The 21568-nt window shown below is 57.6% G+C and carries 22 protein-coding genes; 3 read left to right on the forward strand and 19 right to left on the reverse strand.

Annotated elements, in window-relative coordinates:
* The first annotated feature begins 131 nt into the window (after positions 1–131).
* Both AAGW23_RS07195 and AAGW23_RS07200 read left to right on the forward strand, forming a co-directional pair.
* Complete coding sequence (locus tag AAGW23_RS07195; protein WP_342405770.1) at positions 132–998, forward strand: LysR family transcriptional regulator; 867 nt, start codon at positions 132–134, stop codon at positions 996–998.
* Between the two features lie 120 nt (positions 999–1118).
* Positions 1119–4013: a sensor domain-containing protein gene (locus AAGW23_RS07200; protein WP_342405771.1), complete on the forward strand. Its 2895-nt coding sequence runs from the start codon at positions 1119–1121 to the stop codon at positions 4011–4013.
* 87 nt (positions 4014–4100) lie between these two features.
* Here the strand turns inward: AAGW23_RS07200 and AAGW23_RS07205 are convergent, their stop codons facing one another.
* On the reverse strand, positions 4101–4544 hold the full coding sequence (locus AAGW23_RS07205) for an Hsp20 family protein (protein WP_342405772.1): 444 nt from the start codon (positions 4542–4544) through the stop codon (positions 4101–4103).
* A 116-nt stretch (positions 4545–4660) separates the two neighbouring features.
* Between AAGW23_RS07205 and AAGW23_RS07210 the strand changes: the two genes are divergently transcribed.
* Entirely contained in the window at positions 4661–5407 is a 747-nt protein-coding gene (locus tag AAGW23_RS07210) for an SDR family oxidoreductase (RefSeq protein ID WP_342405773.1), read from the forward strand.
* Positions 5408–5414: 7 nt separating this feature from the next.
* On the opposite strand, the gene AAGW23_RS07215 is transcribed toward AAGW23_RS07210, so the two are convergent.
* From AAGW23_RS07215 to cheR, 18 genes are all read right to left on the reverse strand, one after another.
* Positions 5415–6389, reverse strand: a complete 975-nt coding sequence (locus AAGW23_RS07215; protein WP_342405774.1) for a tRNA-dihydrouridine synthase family protein — start codon at positions 6387–6389, stop codon at positions 5415–5417.
* Positions 6390–6736: 347 nt separating this feature from the next.
* Entirely contained in the window at positions 6737–7204 is a 468-nt protein-coding gene (locus AAGW23_RS07220) for a sel1 repeat family protein (protein ID WP_342405775.1), read from the reverse strand.
* Entirely contained in the window at positions 7205–7600 is a 396-nt protein-coding gene (locus AAGW23_RS07225) for a hypothetical protein (RefSeq protein ID WP_342405776.1), read from the reverse strand. It abuts the gene before it with no gap.
* Complete coding sequence (locus AAGW23_RS07230) at positions 7582–7908, reverse strand: helix-turn-helix transcriptional regulator (RefSeq protein WP_342405777.1); 327 nt, start codon at positions 7906–7908, stop codon at positions 7582–7584. Before AAGW23_RS07230 ends, AAGW23_RS07225 begins: the two co-directional genes overlap by 19 nt.
* Positions 7909–8048: 140 nt before the next feature.
* Positions 8049–8516, reverse strand: a complete 468-nt coding sequence (locus tag AAGW23_RS07235) for a YkvA family protein (RefSeq protein WP_342405778.1) — start codon at positions 8514–8516, stop codon at positions 8049–8051.
* A 471-nt stretch (positions 8517–8987) separates the two neighbouring features.
* Positions 8988–9305 (reverse strand): helix-hairpin-helix domain-containing protein, encoded by a 318-nt coding sequence (locus AAGW23_RS07240; protein ID WP_342405779.1) that lies wholly within the window; start codon positions 9303–9305, stop codon positions 8988–8990.
* Between the two features lie 126 nt (positions 9306–9431).
* Positions 9432–10718 (reverse strand): flagellar hook-associated protein FlgL, encoded by a 1287-nt coding sequence (gene flgL / locus AAGW23_RS07245; protein WP_342405780.1) that lies wholly within the window; start codon positions 10716–10718, stop codon positions 9432–9434.
* Positions 10719–10729: 11 nt separating this feature from the next.
* A complete protein-coding gene (gene flgK, locus AAGW23_RS07250; RefSeq protein ID WP_342405781.1) occupies positions 10730–12802 on the reverse strand; it encodes a flagellar hook-associated protein FlgK in 2073 nt (690 codons plus the stop codon).
* A 2-nt stretch (positions 12803–12804) separates the two neighbouring features.
* On the reverse strand, positions 12805–13989 hold the full coding sequence (gene flgJ, locus AAGW23_RS07255) for a flagellar assembly peptidoglycan hydrolase FlgJ (protein WP_342405782.1): 1185 nt from the start codon (positions 13987–13989) through the stop codon (positions 12805–12807).
* A gap of 11 nt (positions 13990–14000) precedes the next feature.
* A complete protein-coding gene (locus tag AAGW23_RS07260; protein ID WP_342405783.1) occupies positions 14001–15104 on the reverse strand; it encodes a flagellar basal body P-ring protein FlgI in 1104 nt (367 codons plus the stop codon).
* 13 nt (positions 15105–15117) lie between these two features.
* Entirely contained in the window at positions 15118–15813 is a 696-nt protein-coding gene (gene flgH, locus AAGW23_RS07265; protein WP_342405784.1) for a flagellar basal body L-ring protein FlgH, read from the reverse strand.
* A 29-nt stretch (positions 15814–15842) separates the two neighbouring features.
* Positions 15843–16628, reverse strand: a complete 786-nt coding sequence (gene flgG, locus AAGW23_RS07270; RefSeq protein ID WP_046162214.1) for a flagellar basal-body rod protein FlgG — start codon at positions 16626–16628, stop codon at positions 15843–15845.
* Between the two features lie 46 nt (positions 16629–16674).
* Positions 16675–17415: a flagellar basal-body rod protein FlgF gene (gene flgF, locus AAGW23_RS07275; protein ID WP_342405785.1), complete on the reverse strand. Its 741-nt coding sequence runs from the start codon at positions 17413–17415 to the stop codon at positions 16675–16677.
* Between the two features lie 189 nt (positions 17416–17604).
* Positions 17605–18927: a flagellar hook protein FlgE gene (flgE, locus tag AAGW23_RS07280; protein ID WP_342405786.1), complete on the reverse strand. Its 1323-nt coding sequence runs from the start codon at positions 18925–18927 to the stop codon at positions 17605–17607.
* Positions 18928–18958: 31 nt separating this feature from the next.
* Positions 18959–19639, reverse strand: coding sequence for a flagellar hook assembly protein FlgD (gene flgD, locus AAGW23_RS07285; protein WP_342405787.1), 681 nt, complete (start codon positions 19637–19639; stop codon positions 18959–18961).
* Between the two features lie 17 nt (positions 19640–19656).
* Positions 19657–20100: a flagellar basal body rod protein FlgC gene (flgC, locus tag AAGW23_RS07290; protein ID WP_019342809.1), complete on the reverse strand. Its 444-nt coding sequence runs from the start codon at positions 20098–20100 to the stop codon at positions 19657–19659.
* Between the two features lie 14 nt (positions 20101–20114).
* The gene (gene flgB, locus AAGW23_RS07295; protein ID WP_342405788.1) at positions 20115–20519 is read right to left on the reverse strand and encodes a flagellar basal body rod protein FlgB; all 405 of its coding nucleotides are present in this window, start codon (positions 20517–20519) and stop codon (positions 20115–20117) included.
* A 202-nt stretch (positions 20520–20721) separates the two neighbouring features.
* Positions 20722–21546 (reverse strand): protein-glutamate O-methyltransferase CheR, encoded by an 825-nt coding sequence (cheR, locus tag AAGW23_RS07300; RefSeq protein ID WP_342405789.1) that lies wholly within the window; start codon positions 21544–21546, stop codon positions 20722–20724.
* Between the last annotated feature and the right edge of the window lie 22 nt (positions 21547–21568).

The raw sequence follows: 21568 nt of genomic DNA on the forward strand, positions 1-21568 counted from the left end.
TGGGCAATAGCCCTTTTGCTTATACGGTCATGCTACGGACCTACCACGGATTACTCAAATTCATATTTTTCATCACAATCATTCCGCTGTGGAATACTAAAGCGAAGCCAAGCAAACTACTGGAACCGGACATGGACCTCGCCAACCTCAACGCTTTCATAGCGGTCGCCGAGATGGGCAGCTTCTCCCAGGCCGCCGAACGCCTCCACCTGACTCAGCCGGCGGTAAGCAAACGCCTGGCTTCATTGGAGTCACAGCTGAACGTGCGATTGTTCGATCGGCTAGGCCGCGAGATCGGCCTGACCGAAGCCGGCAGAGCGTTGCTTCCTCGCGCATATCAGATCCTCAATGTCCTGGACGACACCCGCCGCGCCCTGACCAACCTCAACGGCGACGTCAGCGGGCGACTGACCCTGGCCACGAGCCATCACATCGGCCTGCATCGCCTCCCCCCCTTGCTGAGGCGCTTCACTCGCGCATACCCGAACGTGAATCTGGATATCCGCTTCCTCGACTCTGAGGTGGCTTACGATGAAGTCCTGCATGGGCGCGCCGAGCTTGCGGTGATCACCCTGGCGCCGCAAACCGCAGCGCCCATTCGTGCGGTCATGGTCTGGGAAGATCCGCTGGATTTTGTGGTTGCCCCCGAGCACCCTTTGGCACGCATGGGCGAAATAACCCTGGCTGATGTCGCCGGCTATCCGGCCGTGTTCCCTGGTGGGAATACCTTCACCCACCATATTGCCCAGCGGTTATTCGAGCGCGAGGGGCTGACACCCAATATCACGATGAGCACCAACTACATGGAGACGATCAAGATGATGGTGTCCATTGGGATCGCCTGGAGCGTGCTTCCACGCACGATGCTTGATGATCAGGTGGTGCGCTTGCCGCTGCCTGGCGACCAACTGGCGAGGCAGCTCGGATATATCACGCATACCGAGCGCACCCTGTCTAACGCAGCCAAGGCCTTCATGTCTTTGCTGGATGCCGACTAAGCGACTTGCACTTTGCCATCAGCTACGGATAAGTTCGGGGCACAACTACAAAATCAAAGAGAACCATGAGCACCGCCTGCCATCGACACCTTCAGCAGACCCAGCCCACCGAGGCCGCCCATGTTGCCGCCTGACACGAAGCCAGAGTCCTCACCAAGCGCAGCACCCAAACCATGGCAAGACGTAGCTCGCCTGCTATCCGTGCTCGACGGAGCGGAACTCGGCCTGTGGTCGTGGGATGTCCAACGCGGCACCATGCACTGGTCGCTCGGCACAGGAAAACTGTTCGGCCTGGATACCCCGCTGGTAGAACTATCCCCAGATCAGTATCTGAACCTGATCGTTGCTGAGGATCGCCCGCATATCGAAGCAGCTGCATATTCGGTGCTTGCCGGCCCAGAACCGCGCTTCAGTTTCAGGCACCGGGTTTGCTGGCCTGACGCTAGCGTGCGGTGGCTGGAGATCGATGGCCAACGGCAGATCAGTGACGATGGCAACACGATTCTGGTTGGCGTCATCCGCGACATCACCGATCAGCACACTCAGGCGCAGGCGCTGGAAGACAGCCAAGAGCGCCTTGAGTTGGCATTGGCCTCCGCCGAGCTGGGCAACTGGGAATGGCACATACCAAGCGACCGCCTATATGCCTCTTCCAGAGCGTCCGAACTGCAAGGCCTGATAGAGGGCCCATTCGATGGGTCGTTTCGCGAGTTTTTTCGCAGCGTCGCTGCCAATGACCGCAAGACGATGCGCACGGCATACAGCGACTTACTCGCCGGGCGCCGGCAAACCTATCAGGCCACGTATCAGGCCATCCATCTAGACGGCACCATTCGGCATCTTGAAAGTACCGCCAAGCTCTACCGAGACGAGCATGGCGCGCCATTGCGCATGGCAGGGATCATCATCGACGCCACCGAACGGGTCCTGCGCGAGCAACACCTGGCAGCCTCGGAAGCTAAATTCTCAGCTTTGTTTCAAGGCAGTCCGGATCCTATCTCCCTGTCCCGCATCCGCGACGGGGTTTTCATGGAGATCAACCCCAGCTTCAGCGTCGTATTTGGTTGGAACAGTACCGATATCGTGGGGCGCTCTGCTCCTGAAGTGGGCATCTGGCGGGACGAGCGGCAGCGAAAATCGCTGTTCGAGCAGCTAATGCGTGATCAGAGACTGGAGAACGCCGAGGCAGAGTTCCGCACCCAGGCAGGGCAGATAGTCACCTGCGTGGTTTCCAGCAGGTTCATCCGCGTCGACCGCCGCCTCTGCATCGTCACCACTTTTCGTGACATTACCAAACGACAACAGGCCGAGGCAGCGCTGAGGGCCAGCGAGATCAAATTCGCCAAGGCGTTTCATTCGAGCCCTGACGCCATCATCATCAGCGAGCGCAGCACTGGACGATTCATCGAAGTCAACGAGGGCTTTCACCGCCTCTCTGGTTACCGTCCGGAGGAAGCCATAGGCAAAACCTCTTCCGAGCTGGGCGTCTGGCCCAGCACGCAACGCCAAGAGATCCTCGAACGGCTCGAACGCGATGGCCGGGTGACAAACTGGGAGATGGTCGGCCAGGATCGTCACGGTCGCCTCAAGCAGATTGAGGTGTCGGTAGAGCCGATCGAGCTGAACAACATCGATTGCCTGCTGTTATCCGCGCGCGACATCAGCCAGCTCAAGGCGGCCCACGCGCAGATCCATCACCTGGCCTATCACGACCCGCTGACTAACCTGCCCAACCGTACGTTGTTGATGGATCGCCTGACGCAGCAGACGGCCCTGCACAAACGACACAACCTTCGCGGTGCGTTGTTGTTTCTCGACCTCGACCACTTCAAGCACATCAATGACTCGCTGGGTCACCCGGTCGGCGACGCGGTCTTGAAGATGATCACTGCGCGCCTTGAAGCCAGCATCCGCCAGGAGGACACCGTTGCCCGCCTGGGAGGCGACGAATTCGTTGTGCTGCTGACCGGCTTGACCGGCAAGCGCTCGGAAGTGACTCGCCATGTTCGCCAGATTGCCGAAAAACTTCGCACCCTTCTCGCGCAGCCTATGGTGTTCGAAGGCAATAGACTGCAGGTGACACCCAGTATCGGCATCGCCCTGATGCCGGATCACGGCGAGACACCTGCCGATCTATTGAAGCGAGCCGACATCGCCCTTTATCGCGCCAAGGATGCCGGGCGCAATGCAATCCAGCTCTTTCGCACGACCATGCAGCAAGCCGCCAGTGCGCGCCTGCAACTTGAAAGCGAGCTGCGCCTGGCGCTACAGCGCAACGAGTTCGAACTGCACCTTCAACCGCAGGTAGATGCGCGCTCCGCCAGGGTGATCGGCGCCGAAGTTCTTTTGCGCTGGCATCATCCCGAGGATGGCGTGCGCTCGCCAGCTCAGTTCATCGACGTGCTTGAAGAAAGCGGCCTGATCGTGGATGTCGGCAACTGGGTCATCAAGGATGCCTGTCGTATTGCCGCCTCGCTATTGACAAGCGGACTCGTACGCTCGGACAGCTTCAGCCTTTGTGTGAACATCAGCCCGCGCCAGTTCCGCCAAAGCGAATTCGTCGAACGGATTCTCGAGGCGCTCAAGGCCGCCGCGCTTCCCCACAGGATGATCAAGCTGGAAATAACCGAAGGCATCGTGATTCAGAATCTGGAAGACACCATCGCTAAAATGCGCCGTCTGTGCCGGCAGGGTGTGAGCTTCGCCATGGACGATTTTGGTACCGGCTATTCTTCGCTCACTTACCTGAAGCGACTACCGGTAGATGTCCTCAAGATCGACCAGTCGTTCGTCCGCGATGCGCTGGACGACCCAAACGACGCCGAGATCATTCGCGCCATTGTCGCAATGGCGCGAAGCCTCGGTCTGGAAGTGATTGCCGAGGGTGTTGAACAGCAGGCACAGCTCGACCTGCTCCAAGCGCAGGGCTGCCACCTTTACCAGGGATATTTGTTCAGCCACCCTCTTCCGCTGGCGGATTTCGGAACACTGCTGGAAGCCCATTCAGCGAGCTGAATGGCTCTTACGTGCAAAGAGAAACCCCGCTCGCAGGCGGGGCTCTCTCTCAAGCTAAAGACGTATCAGTATGCGCGAGCTGGCCGATCAGCCCTCCAACGCCAAACGCTCACCATTGATCGGGATGCGCTTGGGCTTGGCCTCCTCCGGCACGACACGCTCAAGCTCGATGCTCAGGAGCCCATTGTTCAGCCCGGCACCTTTCACTTCGATATGGTCGGCTAGGCGGAACGAGAGCTTGAATGCACGCTGGGCAATGCCCTGGTGCAAATAGGTCACGTTTTCGCCACCGCCCTCACGCTTGCCGCCACTCACGGTCAGCACGCCTCGCTCGACCTGCAAATCCAGGTCGGACTCCTGGAACCCGGCGGCTGCTACGATGATGCGGTACTGATCATCGCCATGCTTTTCCACGTTGTAGGGTGGAAACGAGCCGTTTGCATCATTGCGCAGCGCGGACTCGAACAGGTCGTTGAACCGGTCGAAACCAATGGACTGACGAAACAGTGGAGCCATCGAAAAACTAGTCATGTTGCTATCTCCTGAAATTCAGCGAGTGGTTCTGACAGGGCCCGAATTCGGCGCCCTGTGATGCCCTAGATAGGAGCTGCTAGCTTGTTTTCAAGACCGTTCGTCGAGGAATTTTAATGTCCAAAGTGATGTTGATAACAGGCGCCAGCCGCGGCATTGGCGCAGCCACGGCCAGGCTCGCAGCGGCTGCAGGTTACGCGTTGTGCCTGAACTTTCGACAGCGTCGCGACGCTGCAGAGCAGCTGCTAAAAGAACTGCGCAGCCACGGAGCGCACGCGATCGCTATCGAGGCAGATATAGCGGACGAATCACAGGTCGTGCGACTGTTCGGAGCCATTGACGCAGAGTTCGGCAGGCTCGACGCATTGGTTAATAACGCCGGCATTCTTGAACGCCAAATGCGCCTCCATGATATGGACAAGGCACGCTTGGAGCGCGTATTCGCGGTCAACGTGTTCGGCAGTTTTCTCTGCGCACGCGAGGCGGTCAAGCGCATGTCGACTCGCTACGGCGGTACCGGTGGCGCCATCGTCAACGTATCGTCAATTGCTGCCAAACTCGGCTCGCCCAACGAGTACATCGACTATGCAGCCGCCAAAGGCGCAATAGACAGCATGACCCTTGGGCTGGCCAAGGAAGTCGCAGCGGAAGGCATCCGGGTTAATGCCGTAAGGCCTGGCGTGATCTATACAGAGATCCATGCCAGCGGTGGCGAGCCAGACCGCATCGAGCGCATCAGGAGCAGCGTCCCCATGGGCCGAGGGGGTGAAGCGTTAGAGGTGGCACAAGCAATTCTCTGGCTGGTCAGCGACAAGGCCAGCTACACCAGCGGCGCTCTGCTCGATGTAAGCGGCGGACGTTAGCAGGCGACTAGAGCGCCGCTTCTAAACTCAGTGGGGTCTCGTCTAAGCCCAACAGCGCGTCCAGCCGCTCGCAATCATTTTCCCGCCTTACCTGAGTGAACATCGTAACGGCTTGCGGATAACTGCGTGTCAGCAGAGATATCCACTGTTTCAAGCGCCCAGGGGCATAACGCGGAGACATTTTGCGTCGCGCCTGCCTCCAGAAATCAGCCAGTAATGGCTGCAAATCTTCCCAACTCATCGGCTCAAGCGGCTCACCGGCTTCTGTCGCCGCGATCTGCCGGGCTAGATCTGGCCGACAGACCAGGCCGCGACCTAACATGATGTTCTCGACACCACTGACTTCTCGGCAACGGCGCCAGTCATCCACCGACCAGATATCGCCATTAGCAAACACTGGCACATTGACGACGTCCTTCACCCTTGCCACCCACTCCCAGTGAGCGGGCGGCTTATACCCCTCGACCTTGGTCCGCGCATGCACCACCAGCTGCTGCGCGCCACCGTCAACCAGCGCGCGAGCACAATCAAGTGCACCCTCCTTACTGTCAAAACCCAGACGCATCTTGGCGGTCACGGGAATCGACGCCGGCACCGCCTTGCGTACCTCATGAAGTATGGAATGCAGGAGTTCTGGCTCGTTGAGCAGGATGGCACCGCCGCGCGACTTATTGACAGTCTTGGCCGGGCAGCCAAAGTTGAGGTCGATTGCCGGGGCGCCAAGACTGCACGCATAAGCAGCGTTATCAGCCAGACAATGGGGATCGGAGCCCAGCAGTTGCACACGCAATGGCGTGCCCGCGCGAGTAGCGGCTCCGCACTGAAGCTCAGGCGCCAGTCTGTGAAAGCTGGACGCCGGTAACAGACGATCCGAAACCCGAATGAACTCGGTCACGCACCAATCGACGCCACCGACACTTGTGAGCACGTCGCGCAGGATGTCATCAACGAGCCCTTCCATAGGTGCTAAGGCGATCTGCATCAGAAACGACCCAACCGAAAAAGGCTGCATTGTACGGACGTAAGCATCGGTACGAAATCTGCGTATTACACCCAGCCGGCAAACTGTAATGAGCAGGCACATCATTCAAACCGCCGAACACTGTTATCGGATAACGATGCCTACCTCAGCGGTTACGGCTCGCGTGATCAGCGCCCAACTGTTAGGTGGAAATCAATGATTTCGAGCGCTCCAGGACCTCATCGGCCACGCGATGGGTGTAACGCTCCTGCCGGGCGGACCGCTGCCGCGATGGCGCTGGAGCGCCCTGTACCGGTCTAGAGCAAGCAGGTCTGCACAGACAGAGCACACTTGCCCGTCGCAGGCGATCACAGACCAAGTCTGGCAGCGCTGGCCTTGTAATGGTCAGCCTGCTGAGTGTCTCGAGCCAGCCCATGGCCACCAGCCATATACAGCTGGGCCAAGCGGGTCGCAGCTAACGGATGCCCAGCCTCGACGGCAAGCTTCCACCAGTGCGCGGCCTTTGCACCGTCTGGGCCGTGGGTAGCATCTTCGCCTAGGCAGATGACACCCATCTGGTAGGCAGCCTTGGCATCGCCTTTCTCAGCCGCCAGGCGCAGCAAACGTATGCCTTCCTGTCTTGCACCGTAACCCTGACCACGGAACAACAGGATATGGCCATAAAAACTCTGCGCTTTGATATCACCAATCGCGGCCATACGCGAAAACTGGCCCTCCATCCAACGCCACATTTTCGGTTGCCGAACAACCCGTCGAGAGCTCATCAGTCTGCGCGCAACCAGATAGCCGACTCGCGCCCGAATGTTGTTCAGCATCTAAGGAATCCCCGGATAATCAAACTCGAACACTCGCGCAACCTCGCCCGCATGCCAAGATGCGGCGGCAGGACCATCTGCCGGACCAGAAAAGCGCCCGAGGCGCGTCGCACACTCGAAAAATCCTGTTCTTGGTAACCGACTGGCACCTTGACTGACGACCAATGCACTACGTAGCGGCCTATCAGCATGAGCATCCAAAGAGGCCAGATGCTCCAACGCGGCTGTCAACGTTTGCATGGCGGGCGCGGGTAGCTGGAGGCGTTCGATCAACGCTCGGTACGTGACCAAATGGCGTTGTCGTCGGACTTCAGCTAACTCGTCCATCAACGCCTGCCAGTGCGGACGACTGATGCGAATTGACGCTGCGGTGCCTGTTACGCCTCCTGCTGCCATCCTTCAATCTCCAATGCACGGGCAAGTGCGCGACGTATTACATCACCGGGTTCACGATCGCCCCGCTCGATTAGATCCAGGTACGCAGGGCTGATGCCGACAGAGCGCGCCAGCGCTTCCAGAGTCAATCCTTTGGCCTCTCGCAACACCGGCAACGTATTGAACTTCGGCAGTGCGCCTGAAGTACCGGCTCCCACTGGCACCGCGGCACTCACGCTACGCCCGCTGCCTAACAGAGCTTGATACTCATCCCAAGGAAGCACGGCATACTCCGGCATACCGTCCCGCATGATGACCTGAATACTCATCCGCTACCCCGACCGTAGTCTCAAATTCAAAACAAGATCTTATCAGCCCCGGCGACAAATCAATCATCATCAAAAGGCCGCACTAAAGAGTGAGGGGGCGATGCTGAGTAAGCAGTCGAAAGGATTAAGCCGACCAACTTCTAGAATTTGGGATTACGCCCTCTACCGACATCACCGCCGTCTGATTCGTCGATGGAAGGCAGCTGATCGATATTTGCCCGCACATCCGCCGACTGGCTGTCTCGCCAGGTGCGAAACGCCTGCAACTCGCCAGACCATTTTCGGATTATCCAGCCCAATACCGCTAGATCATCGACAAATCCGAGACCTGGAATCCAGTCCGGTATGGCGTCCATCGGCGACAGGAAATACAACAGACCAGCGACTGCAGCGACCAGCGCAGGCCTGCTGACCTGCCGATACTCACCTCGCCACCACGCCAAACACAGCCCTTGCAACAGCGTGAGATCTTCACGCAAACCTTTTACCAAGCCACCCCGAGCGGAGCGTTTTCTCGCGACCGCAAGTAGTACCATCGGTAACCTTCCTCGAGCGAGAACGCCTCGTGCCACCGGTAGGTACTTAAAGAAATTCCAAGGTGCTTTCATCGAATGTCTCCCGCTAAAGCTGCTTTGCCACTGTCGGAAGAAATATCCACAAAACCTGTGGATAAGCCTGTGAGCAGTTGCTGGATGACTGGCTGAAACGCCCACGCGACGCGGCCTATGAACAGATCGGCGGCTTTTTGCCCAAAGCGAATAACGCCTTTTAAATCAGCAACTTAAAAAAATAGCGCCGTTCGCTTAGTGTATTTGCAATGACTCTCCGGCCTCATATGGATAACTGTGAATAACCGTAACATGTCAATGCCTTTTTAAGGCCAATTGCGCTTGAAAACAGGTTGCTAAAGCCGAATAAGCGTTCTAACAAAGACAATGCCGGCCAGTCCACGTTCCTGCCCAACCGTCAGTCGACGCCAAACAGCCGACACGATTGGAGAGCAAGCGGCCAGCATCCTAAAGTTACGGGCACTAAAAAGCCGGTCGAAGGACCGGCTCAGTTGAAGGATTTTTTGATTGTCAGTTCGCGCTCAACTTGGCTCTATTTTTTTCCAATGTAGCCGCGCCTATTCCTTTGACTTCGAGCAACTGGTCGACCGAGCTGAATGGACCATGGGCATCGCGGTAGGCGACGATAGCCTTGGCCTTCGTAGCGCCTATCCCCTTGAGTTCGCGGGTTAGGGTTTCGGCGTCGGCTGAATTGATGTTGATCGGCGCTACCTGTTGGGCCGCTGCGACCATTACGGGGTCAGCCGATTTCGTCGGGCCAGCAAAACTACCGAAAGAGACGCTAGCGAGCAGAGTGAATAATGAAGCGGATAGCAAAGACTTAAGCATTGTTCATGTCCTTATGGATGTCGGATTAACGACGCGGTACTCCATGCGCCGCAATGACACTCTAAGTCGCACCAAGATCAAGTCAAATCGCGGTGCTTATTCTGTGAACCGTGCCCGCCGGGCGGCTCAACGCATCACGTTGAACAGACTCAATCCTGCGATCTTTACATAACTCTGCTGGGCTGCCTCAAGCACCACCGTTTGCATGGATAGCCGGGACAGCGCCTCGGCATAATCGAGCTCGCGCAGTTCTGCCTGGACGCCTTTATTGACCAACGCAACATCTTCGTTGTCGGTTTGCGTGGTTTCGATGACGTTGAGTCGAGCACCGATATTTCCGCGCGCCTGGTCCACGCTGACCATGCCGTGGTCAAGGTTGGTTAGGGCGACGGCAACGGCGTCTCGTACTTCTCCGTTGTCGGTGGAGGGGTCCTCCAAGGCCATACGCAAGCTCGCAATTGTGTCGAGAATGCCCTGTTTGTTTGCCACTGGTCCGGTCGTTATCGTTCCGGTCGCGGTATCGACATTGACCTTTCCGGGCAGCACTACTGCCCGCTCGCCACCCGCCGGCGTGCCGTCCAGCTGCAGCGCGACGCCGGCAAATACCAACTTATCCGGCTTGCCCGCATCTTCATCCATTCTGCCCGTTGCGAGGGGCGTCGCAGTGCTTGTGTCGGCGCCATACTCGTAGACGTTATATGTCCGCTCATCAGGGGCATTGTTAAAGACCACCTCAACCCCGCCGCTCGGAAAAGCGGCGAATGCAACTTCGTCTTGCACAAGCGGAGCAGACACCCGAAGCGTTGATCCAATCGGCGTAGTTGCCAGCGCACTATCCAGCCGCCCAGCATTCGTTACGCTCTCGAAGATTGATTTACCGTTATCACTGATGGGTACGTTCAGCGAACTCGCAACTTGTAACTTCCGCTGCCCCTCATCCCCTTGATAGCTGTAGCTGCCGTCTGCACCTCGAACAAATGGTTGGGTCTTGCCTTGGAAGCCCGAAAACAAGTACTCGCCGCGCGCATTGCGGGTATTCATCAACGAGAGAAGCTCGTCCTCGCGCTCGCCTAACTCAGCTGCGATTGCCTTACGATCCTGCGGGTCGAGGGCGCCGTTGCCTGCCTGTACAGCCAGCTCTCGGACTCGCTGTAATACGGTATTAACGGAGTTCAGCGTGACCTCTTCTTGAGTCAGGCTGTTCTTCGCTGCAGTGAGGTTGGAGTTGTACTGGCTCAGCACGTTCTGCTGTTGTTCAAGTTGCAACAAACGCACCGACGCAACCGGATCGTCAGCTGGGGTGAGGATTCGGTTACCCGTGCTGATCTGCTCCTGCGTGCGAGTTGCATTGGAGTAGTTGCGCTGAATACCGGCTACGCCGTTATTAAATGCTTGCAGAGTCGAGATGCGCATGGGCGGGCCTGTTACCTGAAGGTATTGATCAATGTATCGAACAAGGAGCGGGCAACTTGAATGATCTGAGCCGAAGCGTTGTAGTACTGCTCGAACTTGATCAGGTTGGCTGCTTCCTCATCGAGATTCACCGCTGACAGTGAGTCGCGGTTATCCGTAGCCTGCTTGAGAATCGCGCCAGTCGCTTCGCTGTCCATGCGGGCCTGAGCCGTCAAGGTGCCGACGCGCTCGACCAGTTCGCCGTAGCCGTCGGTAAAGCTGAAGCCGGAGCCTGCTGAGCCAGCATCAACTCCAACGGTCTGCTTCGTCTGAAGATCAACAAGTTTCAACGCATTGCGATTATCGGAAACCCCGCCTTGGTTATAAGTCAGCGAAAAACTATCGTTTGTCTGAGGTCTTCCGCTGACATTGAAGTCGAACTGATAAGTCCCCCCTGGGGTGGCCGTGTACGCCAACCGGACGGTATTGGTCGTACCGGACTGGAGTACCGGTGAGAGGGGATTGCCGCTACCGTCAACAAGAGGGTCGCCCTTCGCATCCACGTATGCCCAACCGGTGGGCAGGGAGCCAGCATCGGTCAATGCAAAAGTCCCGTCCGAGTTCGCGGTAGCGGTGAGGTTTAGCCCACTACCAAATGCCATCTTGAGGTCGTTGAGGTCGATTGGCGATGGTGCCGATGCCATATCCGGTTGGCTGATAGCACCAGTGCCTGCATTCTGAAGATTACTCTGTCCGCTTGCTACCGCAGCGAAAGCCAATTGATCGGCCTGGTCCAGCGTCACCCTCACGTCCGCTGCACCCCGACGCGTAGGCTGAAGGCTGAACTTGTCACCAGCAGCCGGCAACGCGCTTCCCAACTCAACCTGGAAACCCTGATCGCGACCATCCTTGTCGGTAAAAGACAAAGGGCCACTCGGAGCGCCAGACACGGTCATCGTCTGATTGTCGCTCAGTCGACGGACCTTATAGGCAGTACCGTCGTACTCCATGAGGTAGTCGCTGACGGTCAAGGCACTCGAGTTGGTGATGTTCAGCAGCGGCTGTGCATTAGAGCTATTGCCAGCAAAAGCGGTGACCCTGAGCTGTGCTAAGGCCGGAGCGTTGAAATCGCCAAACAGCGCTTTCCCTACTTGGCCCTTCAGGTCGAGTCCCTGCCCCAACTGAGTATTGACTTGGTCGCTTACAGCCAGCGCTAGCCGTCCCAGCGAGTTCATTGTCGAATCCAGCACTTCGCTGCGGTAACGGATAAGACCGCCCAGTTCACCGCCAGTGATCTGTGACGTAATACCCTGGCGCGAGCTGCCGCTGACGAACTGGATTTCATGACGATTGGGATCGCCTTGACCTGGCACGATCTCGAGGCGACTAACCGTGCTGCCCACGACGAGCGGCTGACCAGTTCCAACGGAAATATTGAAGCTGTTGTCGTCCTGAGGGGTCACCGTGACGCCAATGTACGTAGAAAGTTGGCGCACCGCTTCATCACGTTTGTCGAGCAAGTCATTGGGTTTCTGGCCGTTAGCCGAGGCAATCGCGATGGCATTATTCAAGCTGCCAATACTGCCAGCGAGCCGATTAACCTGATCGGTTACCGCCGCCATCTGCTTGTTGGTGAAGTTGTTCTGCTCGGTCAGGCGATCCGATACCGTATTGAAGCGCCTCGCCAAGCCTTCGGCTTCCGCCAGCACCAGCTGGCGCGCCGGAATATTGGCAGGGTCTTCAGCAGCGGTTTGCAATGCCGAGAAGAACTTCTGCAGTGCTGGCGTGATACCCGTCGTGCTGCCGGCCAGCAAGGAGTCAAGCTGGTCGATCTGGCTTTTGTAGGCTTCAACGTCGCTGCTCAGCGAGGTGCTGCTGCGCAGCTGACTGGTCAGGAACTCACTGTAGCTACGGCGAATTTCCACAAGCGTCGTGCCCGAGCCCACATAGCCCGCGCCGCTGAATTGCGGTGTGCGCGTCGCCTGCGAGGCATCCTGCCGGCTAAAGCCCGGCGTGTTGACGTTGCTGATGTTATGGCCAGTAATGGACAGCTGGCTCTTGCTGGCACTCAGGCCGGACAGGCCAATATTCAGTAGATCAGCCATGTTTAACCTCTAGTCCGCACAGCGGGCGACGTGCTGGCGTCGGCAATTGTCTGATAAGTCTGCACTTTGCGAGCGATCTGGTTGATCTTGCGCGCGTACTGCGGGTCAGTGGCATAACCTGCCCGCTGCAGCTCGTTGACGAATCGTTCGGAGTTGCCAGATGCACTGGCCACCTGAAGGGCTGGCTTGTAACGATCATTGTTTTCCAACAGCCGGACGTAATCGTTAAAGCTGTGTTCGAACGAGTCATACGCCCGAAACCCGGCGACCTCTTTGGTTGCCTTGCCATTGACGTACTCGGTCGTGGTGACCTTCGCGGACGCACCGTCCCACCCCGTGGCTTTAATGCCGAACAGGTTGTGGCTGTTGGTGCCGTCCTTCTGCTTGATGATCGATTTGCCCCAGCCAGTTTCCAGCGCGGCTTGTGCCACGAGGAAGCGCGGCTCGACACCTAAGCGCTTCGCCGCCTTTTCGGCCATTGGCAACATGGTGGCGATGAATTCTGCAGGTGAGCTGAAACGCGTCTTGCTCGGCGCGGTCGTCTCAACACCGTTGATCGTCAACGGTGCGTCCTGAGGCGCTGCGAAAGCGGTAGCAGGCTTCCAGTCAAGATCGACCAGCGGCTGAGCTGTACCCGTCTGACTAACTGGATCCGCCTGGGTATTTGCAGTTGCCATCTCAGCATGAGCCCGCTCGGCTAGCCGTCCCGGCAATGCCAGGCGACGTTGGTTGAGCAGCTGAGAATCGTTGCGCGCGGGGTCCACAGCAGCAATCTTCGAGTTGGGATTGCTCGACCACTTGGCCCCTTCAGTCTGTGCCACTTGGGCGAAAGGGTTCGGCTTTTCGCTGGGTTCCTGCTGCTTGCTCAGCTGACGGATCAGCACGTCGGCAAGCCCGATACCACCGCCTTCCTTGGACAGCGTGACCGAGAGCTGCTGATCGTGCATGTCCTGGTACTGCTTACTTGCCTGGCTGTTGAACGGGTTGTCTTTCGACATGACCTCGGTTGCCGAACGCATCGACTTGAGCATCTCGTTCATGAACAGAGACTCGAACTCCTGCGCAACCTTGCGCACGTTCTCGGCACCGTCACGGTCTTTGCCAACCTTGAGTTGATTCAGACGATTGAGGTCAGAGTAGCTACCGCTGTCAGGTGTGCGTCGACCCAGCCCCAGACGATTTTCCATTATCCCAGTCCTCAAATCACAATCAGGTCTGCTTGCAGAGCACCGGCCTGCTTCAAGGCCTCGAGGATCGCCATGAGATCACTCGGCGCCGCGCCTACCTGATTCACCGCCCGAACGATTTCGTCCAGAGTCGTGCCCGGGCCGAACTTGAACATCGGTTTGGCTTCTTGCTCTGCCTTGACCTTGGAGTTGGGAACAACCACGGTCTGCCCGTCAGAAAGCGGATTTGGCTGGCTCACCTGAGGATCTTCGGAGATGGTCACGGTCAGGCTTCCGTGCGTCACCGCCGCTGGCTGAACGCGTACGTTCTGGCCGATGACGATGGTTCCGGTTCGCGAGTTGATGATGACCTTGGCCACCGCCTGCCCCACGTCCACTTCCAGATTTTCCAGGATCGACAGGTAGTCCACTCGCTGGCTTGGATCCAGCGGGGCGGTGATGCTGATCGAGCCGCCATCGAGTGCCTGAGCGACGCCCGGGCCAAGCAGCTCGTTTATGTGGTCTACGATGTTCTTGGCGGTGGTGAAGTCCGGTCGATTGAGGTTCATGGTCAGGGTGGTGCCCTGGTTGAAGGCTGTAGGCACCGGTCGCTCGACCGTCGCCCCTCCAGGGATTCGTCCTGCAGAGGGGATGTTAACGGTGATGCGCGAGCCATCAGCGCCGCCGGCATCGAAACCGCCTACGACCAGATTGCCTTGAGCAATCGCATAGACATTGCCGTCTATCCCTTTAAGCGGCGCCATCAACAGACTCCCGCCGCGCAGGCTTTTGGCGTTGCCGATCGACGATACGGTGATGTCGATCGTCTGGCCAGGCTTGGCGAACGGCGGAAGCTCGGCATGTATCGAGACAGCAGCCACGTTCTTCAGCTGGACGTTGCCGCCCGCAGGCACCTTGATACCAAACTGCGCCATCATGTTATTGAAGGTCTGCACTGTGAAAGGCGTCTGGGTCGTCTGGTCGCCGCTACCGTTCAAGCCAACCACAAGACCGTAACCGATCAGCTGGTTGCTACGTACACCCTGAATGGTCGCGATGTCCTTCAACCGCTCGGCATGGGCCGGAAGCACCACCACACAGAGCAAAGCAACCAATATCGAGCTGAACAGTTTCATTGCCTGCACCTGCTTAGAACGGCCACAACGGGCTGATGAAGAAACGATCCAGCCAACCTGGCTGGCTAGCATCGGCGAAGGCGCCAGTACCGGAGTAAGTGATACGGGCATCAGCAATACGGGTCGACGGGACGGTGTTATCGGTGGCGATGTCGTCCGAACGTACCAGTCCGGCAATTCGCACCAACTCATCGCCAGTGTTGAGCGTCATCCATTTTTCACCGCGGATCGCGAGAATACCGTTCGGCAGTACATCCGAAACGGTCACGGTGATCGAGCCGGAGAGGCTGTTGCTCTGCCCCGCCTGACCGGAACCAGAGGTGTCCCGTGACGCTTCGTATTCAGCGCCCAACGTCATCTTGTTGTCGGTCAGCGGATTAACCATCGATACGGCACCGCCGAACAGCGAACCCAGACCGATGTTGGCACTGCTGTCCTTGGCGATTTTCGAATTGGAATTCTTGCTCGCCTGAGTTTTTTCGTTGAGCGTGACGGTGATGATGTCGCCGACCCGGTATGCCTTACGATCGTCGTAAAAATTGGTCTCGAAGCCCGCCTGATAGATCGCCCCATTGTTCTGCGCGGCCGGCAGTGGCGTGCGCGGTAGAACTGGCGAGTAATAAGGATCGTTGGGCTTCGGAGCCGGCGCCATGCAACCGGACATAACCACGGCGGACACTAGTGGGACGACAATCAACAAGCGGCGCATATTCACCTCAATCCAGCGGCTGACGGCAGTTACAGCTGCTGGGTGACAAAGGACAGCATCTGGTCGGCCGTGGAGATGACTTTCGAGTTCATCTCATAGGCGCGCTGAGTGGTGATCATGTTCACCAACTCCTCGACCACGCTGACGTTGGAGTTTTCCAGGGTGTTTTGCAGCACGGTACCCAGGCCATTGAGACCAGGTGTACTGACTTGTGGCGCACCGCTTGCGGCGGTTTCCAGAAACAGGTTGCTGCCCATCGCCTGCAGACCGGCCGGGTTGACGAAGTCGGCGGTCTGGATGTTGCCAATGATCTGGGGCGCCGGGTTGCCCAGCGTTGTAACGGAAACAGTACCGTCCTCGCCCACGGTGAAGGTCTGCGTTTCCGGCGGCACGACAATCGCCGGCTCCAGTGAGTAACCGTTCGAGGTCACGATCTGGCCTTCAGCGTTCAGATGGAAACTGCCGTCACGCGAATACGACACGGTGCCGTCTGGCAGCAGCACCTGAAAGAAGCCACGGCCATTGATGGCCATGTCGAGCGGCTGCTCGGTGGTCTGCAGGCTGCCGGCGGTGAACTGCTTCTGCGTACCGACGATCCGCACACCGGTACCCAATTGCAGACCCGATGGCAGCTCACTGTCCTGGCTGGACTGGCCACCAGGCTGGCGGCGGATCTGATACAGCAGATCCTGAAATTCGGCCCGATCTTTCTTGAAGCCGGTGGTCGAGACGTTGGCCAGGTTGTTGGAAATGGTGGTCAGGTTCATGTCCTGCGCGGACAGACCGGTCTTACTCACCCACAGTGCTGGAAGCATGTCGTTCTCCTATGGCGCCGGAATCTGGTCGCGCCGACTAGTTTGATTAGCTGATCTGCAAGACTCGGGCCGCAGCGGCACCATCTTCTTCGGCAGTACGCATCATCTTCACGTGCAGCTCGAATTGCCGGGACAGCGCGAGCATTGAGGTCATCTCGGCAACGGCGTTGACGTTGCTCGCTTCGAGGAAGCCTGAGGTCACACGAACCGCGGCGTCAGCCTCGACAGGCTGTCCATCCTTCAATCGAATAAGGCCGTCGGCACCCTTCTCCAGCTGCTTTGGATCGGGATTGACCAGCTTCAAACGATCGACCGTAACTACCACATTTGGATCTTCACCGAGCGCGCGGATACTGATCGAGCCGTCAGCTCCGATCTCCACTTTCTCCTCTGGCGGCACGGCGATCGGCCCGGCATTGCCGAGCACCGGCAAACCGTCGCCGGTTCGGAGCATGCCAAGCGTGTCTATATTCAGGCTGCCAGTCCGGGCATAGGCCTCGCTGCCATCCGGCGCTTGCACGGCTATCCAGCCATCTCCCTCAACCGCTACGTCAAGGTCCCGACCGGTTTCCTGCAGAGTGCCGGAGCTGAAGTCTGTACCTGGTCGCTCGGTCATGGCGTAGACACGTGCTGGGAAGCTGTCTCCGAACACTTGCATCGAGCGCGCTTGCTCAAAGTCCCGCCGGAAGCCCGTGGTCGAGATGTTTGCCAGGTTGTTGGCATGTGCCTGCTGGGCTTGAGCGTTCTGGCTCGCTCCCGTCATGGCCACATAGAGCATCTTGTCCATTGAACCTCCCCACGCGAATTGACACTGATTGAACTCTTATCAGCTGTCAAAGCAAGGGATATGCCAAACAACGAACGCACACCTAACACGCTGAAATATAAGGAAATTGCCAATAAAAAAAAGGCCCCAAAGGGCCTTCTGAAAACGAAGCGGCAGTTTCCCGCCGCCCCGCGCAGTGCTAGGTAACGATTACCGAAGATTGATGATCGTCTGGGTAATCGCGCTTTCGGTTTCGATCGTCTTGGCGTTCGCTTGGTAATTACGCTGCGCCACGATCAGGTTTACCAGCTGATCTGAAAGCTCAACGTTTGAGTCTTCAAGAGCGCCAGCCTGCAACGAACCGAGGGTGCCACTGCCAGGTGGGTTGCGCACTGGCTCACCTGACTCGAACGACTGGACCCACTGCGTCTTACCGACTGGTGTGAGCCCCTGAACGTTGGCGAAGTTAGCCAGTATTATCTGGCCTTGCACTTTGGACTGACCATTTGTGTAGCGAGCGAAAATCGCGCCGGTTTCGCTAATCTCTAGGCCCGCCAACTCGCCAGTTGTGTATCCGTCCTGGCTAACACTGTTGACGGCGAACGCGCTTGCATACTGGGTGGATCCGCGCATGTCGATCGATACGTCCAGACCGCCTGCCGGCGCGGCATTATTCAGCGCCCAGGTGCCATCAGTGTTCTTGACTGCCGGCTGCCAGCCGGACACGGGTGTGATTCCTCCGGTCGGAGTAAGCAACGCACCCGAGGGACTAAAGGTCAACTGTGTAGAGCTTGGCGTCGTCGCAACAACCGGATTCGCATCAGCTGGCTGCTGAGGGTTACGACCATCAATGAGGACGTGCATCGTCCAGGTATTCGGAGTGTCGGTAGGCGGGGTGCCGCCATCAGTCGGGGTTTTCACAAAGTACTGCGTCATCACATGCGCATTACCCTGCTGGTCATAGATATTTGTCGACGTCGAGGAGTTATAGCTCAACGGGTCAGCTGGATTGAACGGCGTGTTTATCGGCTGGACGTTTGTTGAGTTCAGATTGAAGCCCTGAACAACTTTCGTAGTCGCTTTAGGTTCTTGGCTGGCTGTCTGAATCTTCAAATCGCTCACCTGCCCCGTCTGGATATTGCCGTTTCCGTCAACCGAATATCCCTGAAGGTTATAGCCGAAATTGTCGACCAGATTGCCTTCTTTGTCCGTACCGAAATACCCGGCGCGGGTATAGCTCAACGCACCATTGTTACTGACCTGGAAAAAGCCATTGCCGTTGATCGCGAGATCCAGCGCATTCTGGGTGTAGTTGATGTTGCCCTGGTTGAACTGCTGGGACACGTTGGCCAGCAGGACGCCACTGCCCTGCGGGTTCTTGCCAGTGCCCAAGACTGACGAGGCATAAACGTCCGCAAACTCCGCCCGCGACTGCTTGAAGCCCGCCGTGCCCGCGTTGGCAATATTGTTACCCGTGACATTGAGGTCTTTGCTGGCGGCACGCATGCCGCTGAGGCCGATATTGAACGACATGAACTGCTCCTGTTACCGGACGCGCCGGCAGTTACTGACCGATAACCTGGACTTGAGACAGCCCGATGCTGCCGACACCGGCCAGATTGAGCTGAAGCTCACCGCCGTTTTGTCCAAGCGTGACGCTGTCTACGTTGGCAGGAAGCAAGGTATACAAGCCCTTCGTCTCGCCTTGATAAGTGGCTTGCGCCTCGAACCGATAAGTACCCGGCGGCAAGATTTTGCCGCCTGAGTCCTTGCCATCCCACATGAATGAAACGTTGCCAGCTTGCTGCTGACCCATGTTGATCCGATTGACCACCGTGCCCGCACTATCGTAAACGTTGACTGCCACGTTGCTGCTCGTTGTTGGGAGAACGATGCTGGCCTTGAAGGTTTCGCTGGTGTCCACGACTGCTTTATCGGTCGGCACGATGACTTTTCGGCCAACCAGCGAAGAGGCTTGCAGCGCCTGGGATGACTGATAGCCGGACAGCATGGTTTCCATGCTCGAGTTCAGCTTTTCCACACCTTCGACGGTGCTGAACTGCGCGAGCTGGGCAATGAACTCGCCGTTTTCCTGGGGCTCCAGCGGATTCTGGTTGTTCAGCTGCGTCACCAGCAGCTCGAGAAACTCGTTCTTGCCGAGGTCGTTGCTTTTAACTTCGCGATCTTTGATCTGGTATTGGTCCAGTACCGAGCCGGTACCGCCGACGCCGCCTGTCGTGCTCATGGCAATTTCTCGTTAGGTTACTGGCCCAGGGTCAGAACTTTCTGCAGCATGGTTTTGGCCGTGTTCATCAACTCGGCATTGGTTTGGAACGAACGGCTGGCAGAAATCATGTCGGCCATTTCTTCCACCACATTGACGTTTGGGTAGTAAACGTAGCCCTCGGCGTTCGCCGCGGGATGGTTGGGCTCATAGCGGGCTTGAAGCTCGCTCTGATCTTCCACGACACCGAGCACCTGAACGCCGGCACCTGCCTGATCCTGTTCGGCGAACAACGACTCGTTCGGTGACCCGTTGGCCTGCTGCAGCATGGTCGCGAACACCGGGTGACGCGCACGATAAGTCTGGTCGACGCTGGACGAGACGGTTTCGGCGTTGGCGATGTTGCTGGAAATGGTATTCAGACGAGTGCTCTGGGCACTCATGCCACTACCGGCGATATTGAAAACACTGCTAAGGGACATGGGGAACGCTCCTTCTATTCGCCGCGCAGGGCGCTCATCAGCCCCCGGAACTTACTGTTGAGCAACGTAAAGCTTGCCTGGAAGTCGATGGCATTCTCGGCGTAGGCCGCCTGTTCAACCTGAGCATCTACGGTGTTCTGATCGAGCGAAGCGTGCGCTGGCGTACGGAAGCGCAAGCCAGGATCGGCAATTTCCATCCCTTCGGCAGCGATATGTTTGCTGCTGGTAACGGCCACACCGAACCCACCCTGATTCTTGCTGTGTTGTGCAGCAAGCACCGAGCTGAAATCCAGATCACGCGCCTTGTAATTGGGTGTGTCAGCGTTGGCAATGTTGTTGGCCAGCACTTCGGCGCGCTGAGCGCGAAAGCCGAGCGCCTTCTCGTGGATGCCAAGTGCCTTGTCGAAACTGATGCTCATGGATCTGGCCCTCTGCCGGATACAAGTCTGCTTAGCAAACTACGAGCAAAGCTCATGCCATTTTTTTAAATCACTGATCCATAAGGATTTTTTTAAGAGGGGATCGGATTGCGCGTCAAAAGCGGCAAAGCGTGACCATGCTTTTGCCGCTTAGCCAGTCCGAAGCGACAGATTCCTGCCGCTAGCCTGGCAAAGGTTAGGGTTACTTGGCTTTATAGATAATGCCCGGACTGCACTGGACCATCTGATACAGCTCGGGAAGGCCGTTCAGCGCTTCAGATGCTCCCAGAAACAGGTATCCGCCTGGCTTCAGCGTTGCGTGAATCCGCTTGAGGATGTCTTTCTTAACATCGGCGGAGAAATAGATAAGGACGTTGCGGCAGAACACAACGTCGAACTTGCCGAGCACCGCATAGCTGTCGAGCAGGTTTTGCACACGAAATTCGACGCGGCTGCGGACTGCTGGTTTGACTACCCAACGGCCCGGACCTTTCACATCGAAATAACGCTGCAGACGCTCGCTGGACAACCCTCGAGCAATGGCGAGACTGTCGTACTCAGCCGCTTTGGAGGCCGCAAGCATGGCCCCTGACAATTCAGTGGCCACTATCTGTACGGCCGTTTTCGGCTGGCTAGGGCTGCTGCGTTCGTACTCATCGATGGTCATCGACAGTGAGTAAGGCTCCTGCCCCGACGAACAGGCTGCAGACCAGATACGCAAGCGCTGACCCGGTGAGCCTTTCAAAAGCTCAGGCAGAACCCGGCTCCGCAGCACCTCGAACGGATAGGTATCTCGAAACCAAAGCGTTTCATTGGTCGTCATCGCATCCACAACCTGCTCGCGCAGACCGCTCCGCGGCTGAGCCTGGATCTTCCTGACCAAATCACCGAGGCTCTTGAGGCCCTGCTGCTCCATCAGCTTGTTTAACCGGCTCGACACCAGGTACTGCTTGTTGCTACCCAGCAGGATGCCGCAGGTCTTCTCGAGAAAGACACGAAACTGATCGAAATCGGGATCAACAGACACTAATACTGCCCACCAGTCGAAT

The sequence above is a fragment of the Stutzerimonas chloritidismutans genome (assembly GCF_038562055.1).
In the GTDB taxonomy this organism is placed as follows: domain Bacteria; phylum Pseudomonadota; class Gammaproteobacteria; order Pseudomonadales; family Pseudomonadaceae; genus Stutzerimonas; species Stutzerimonas chloritidismutans_A.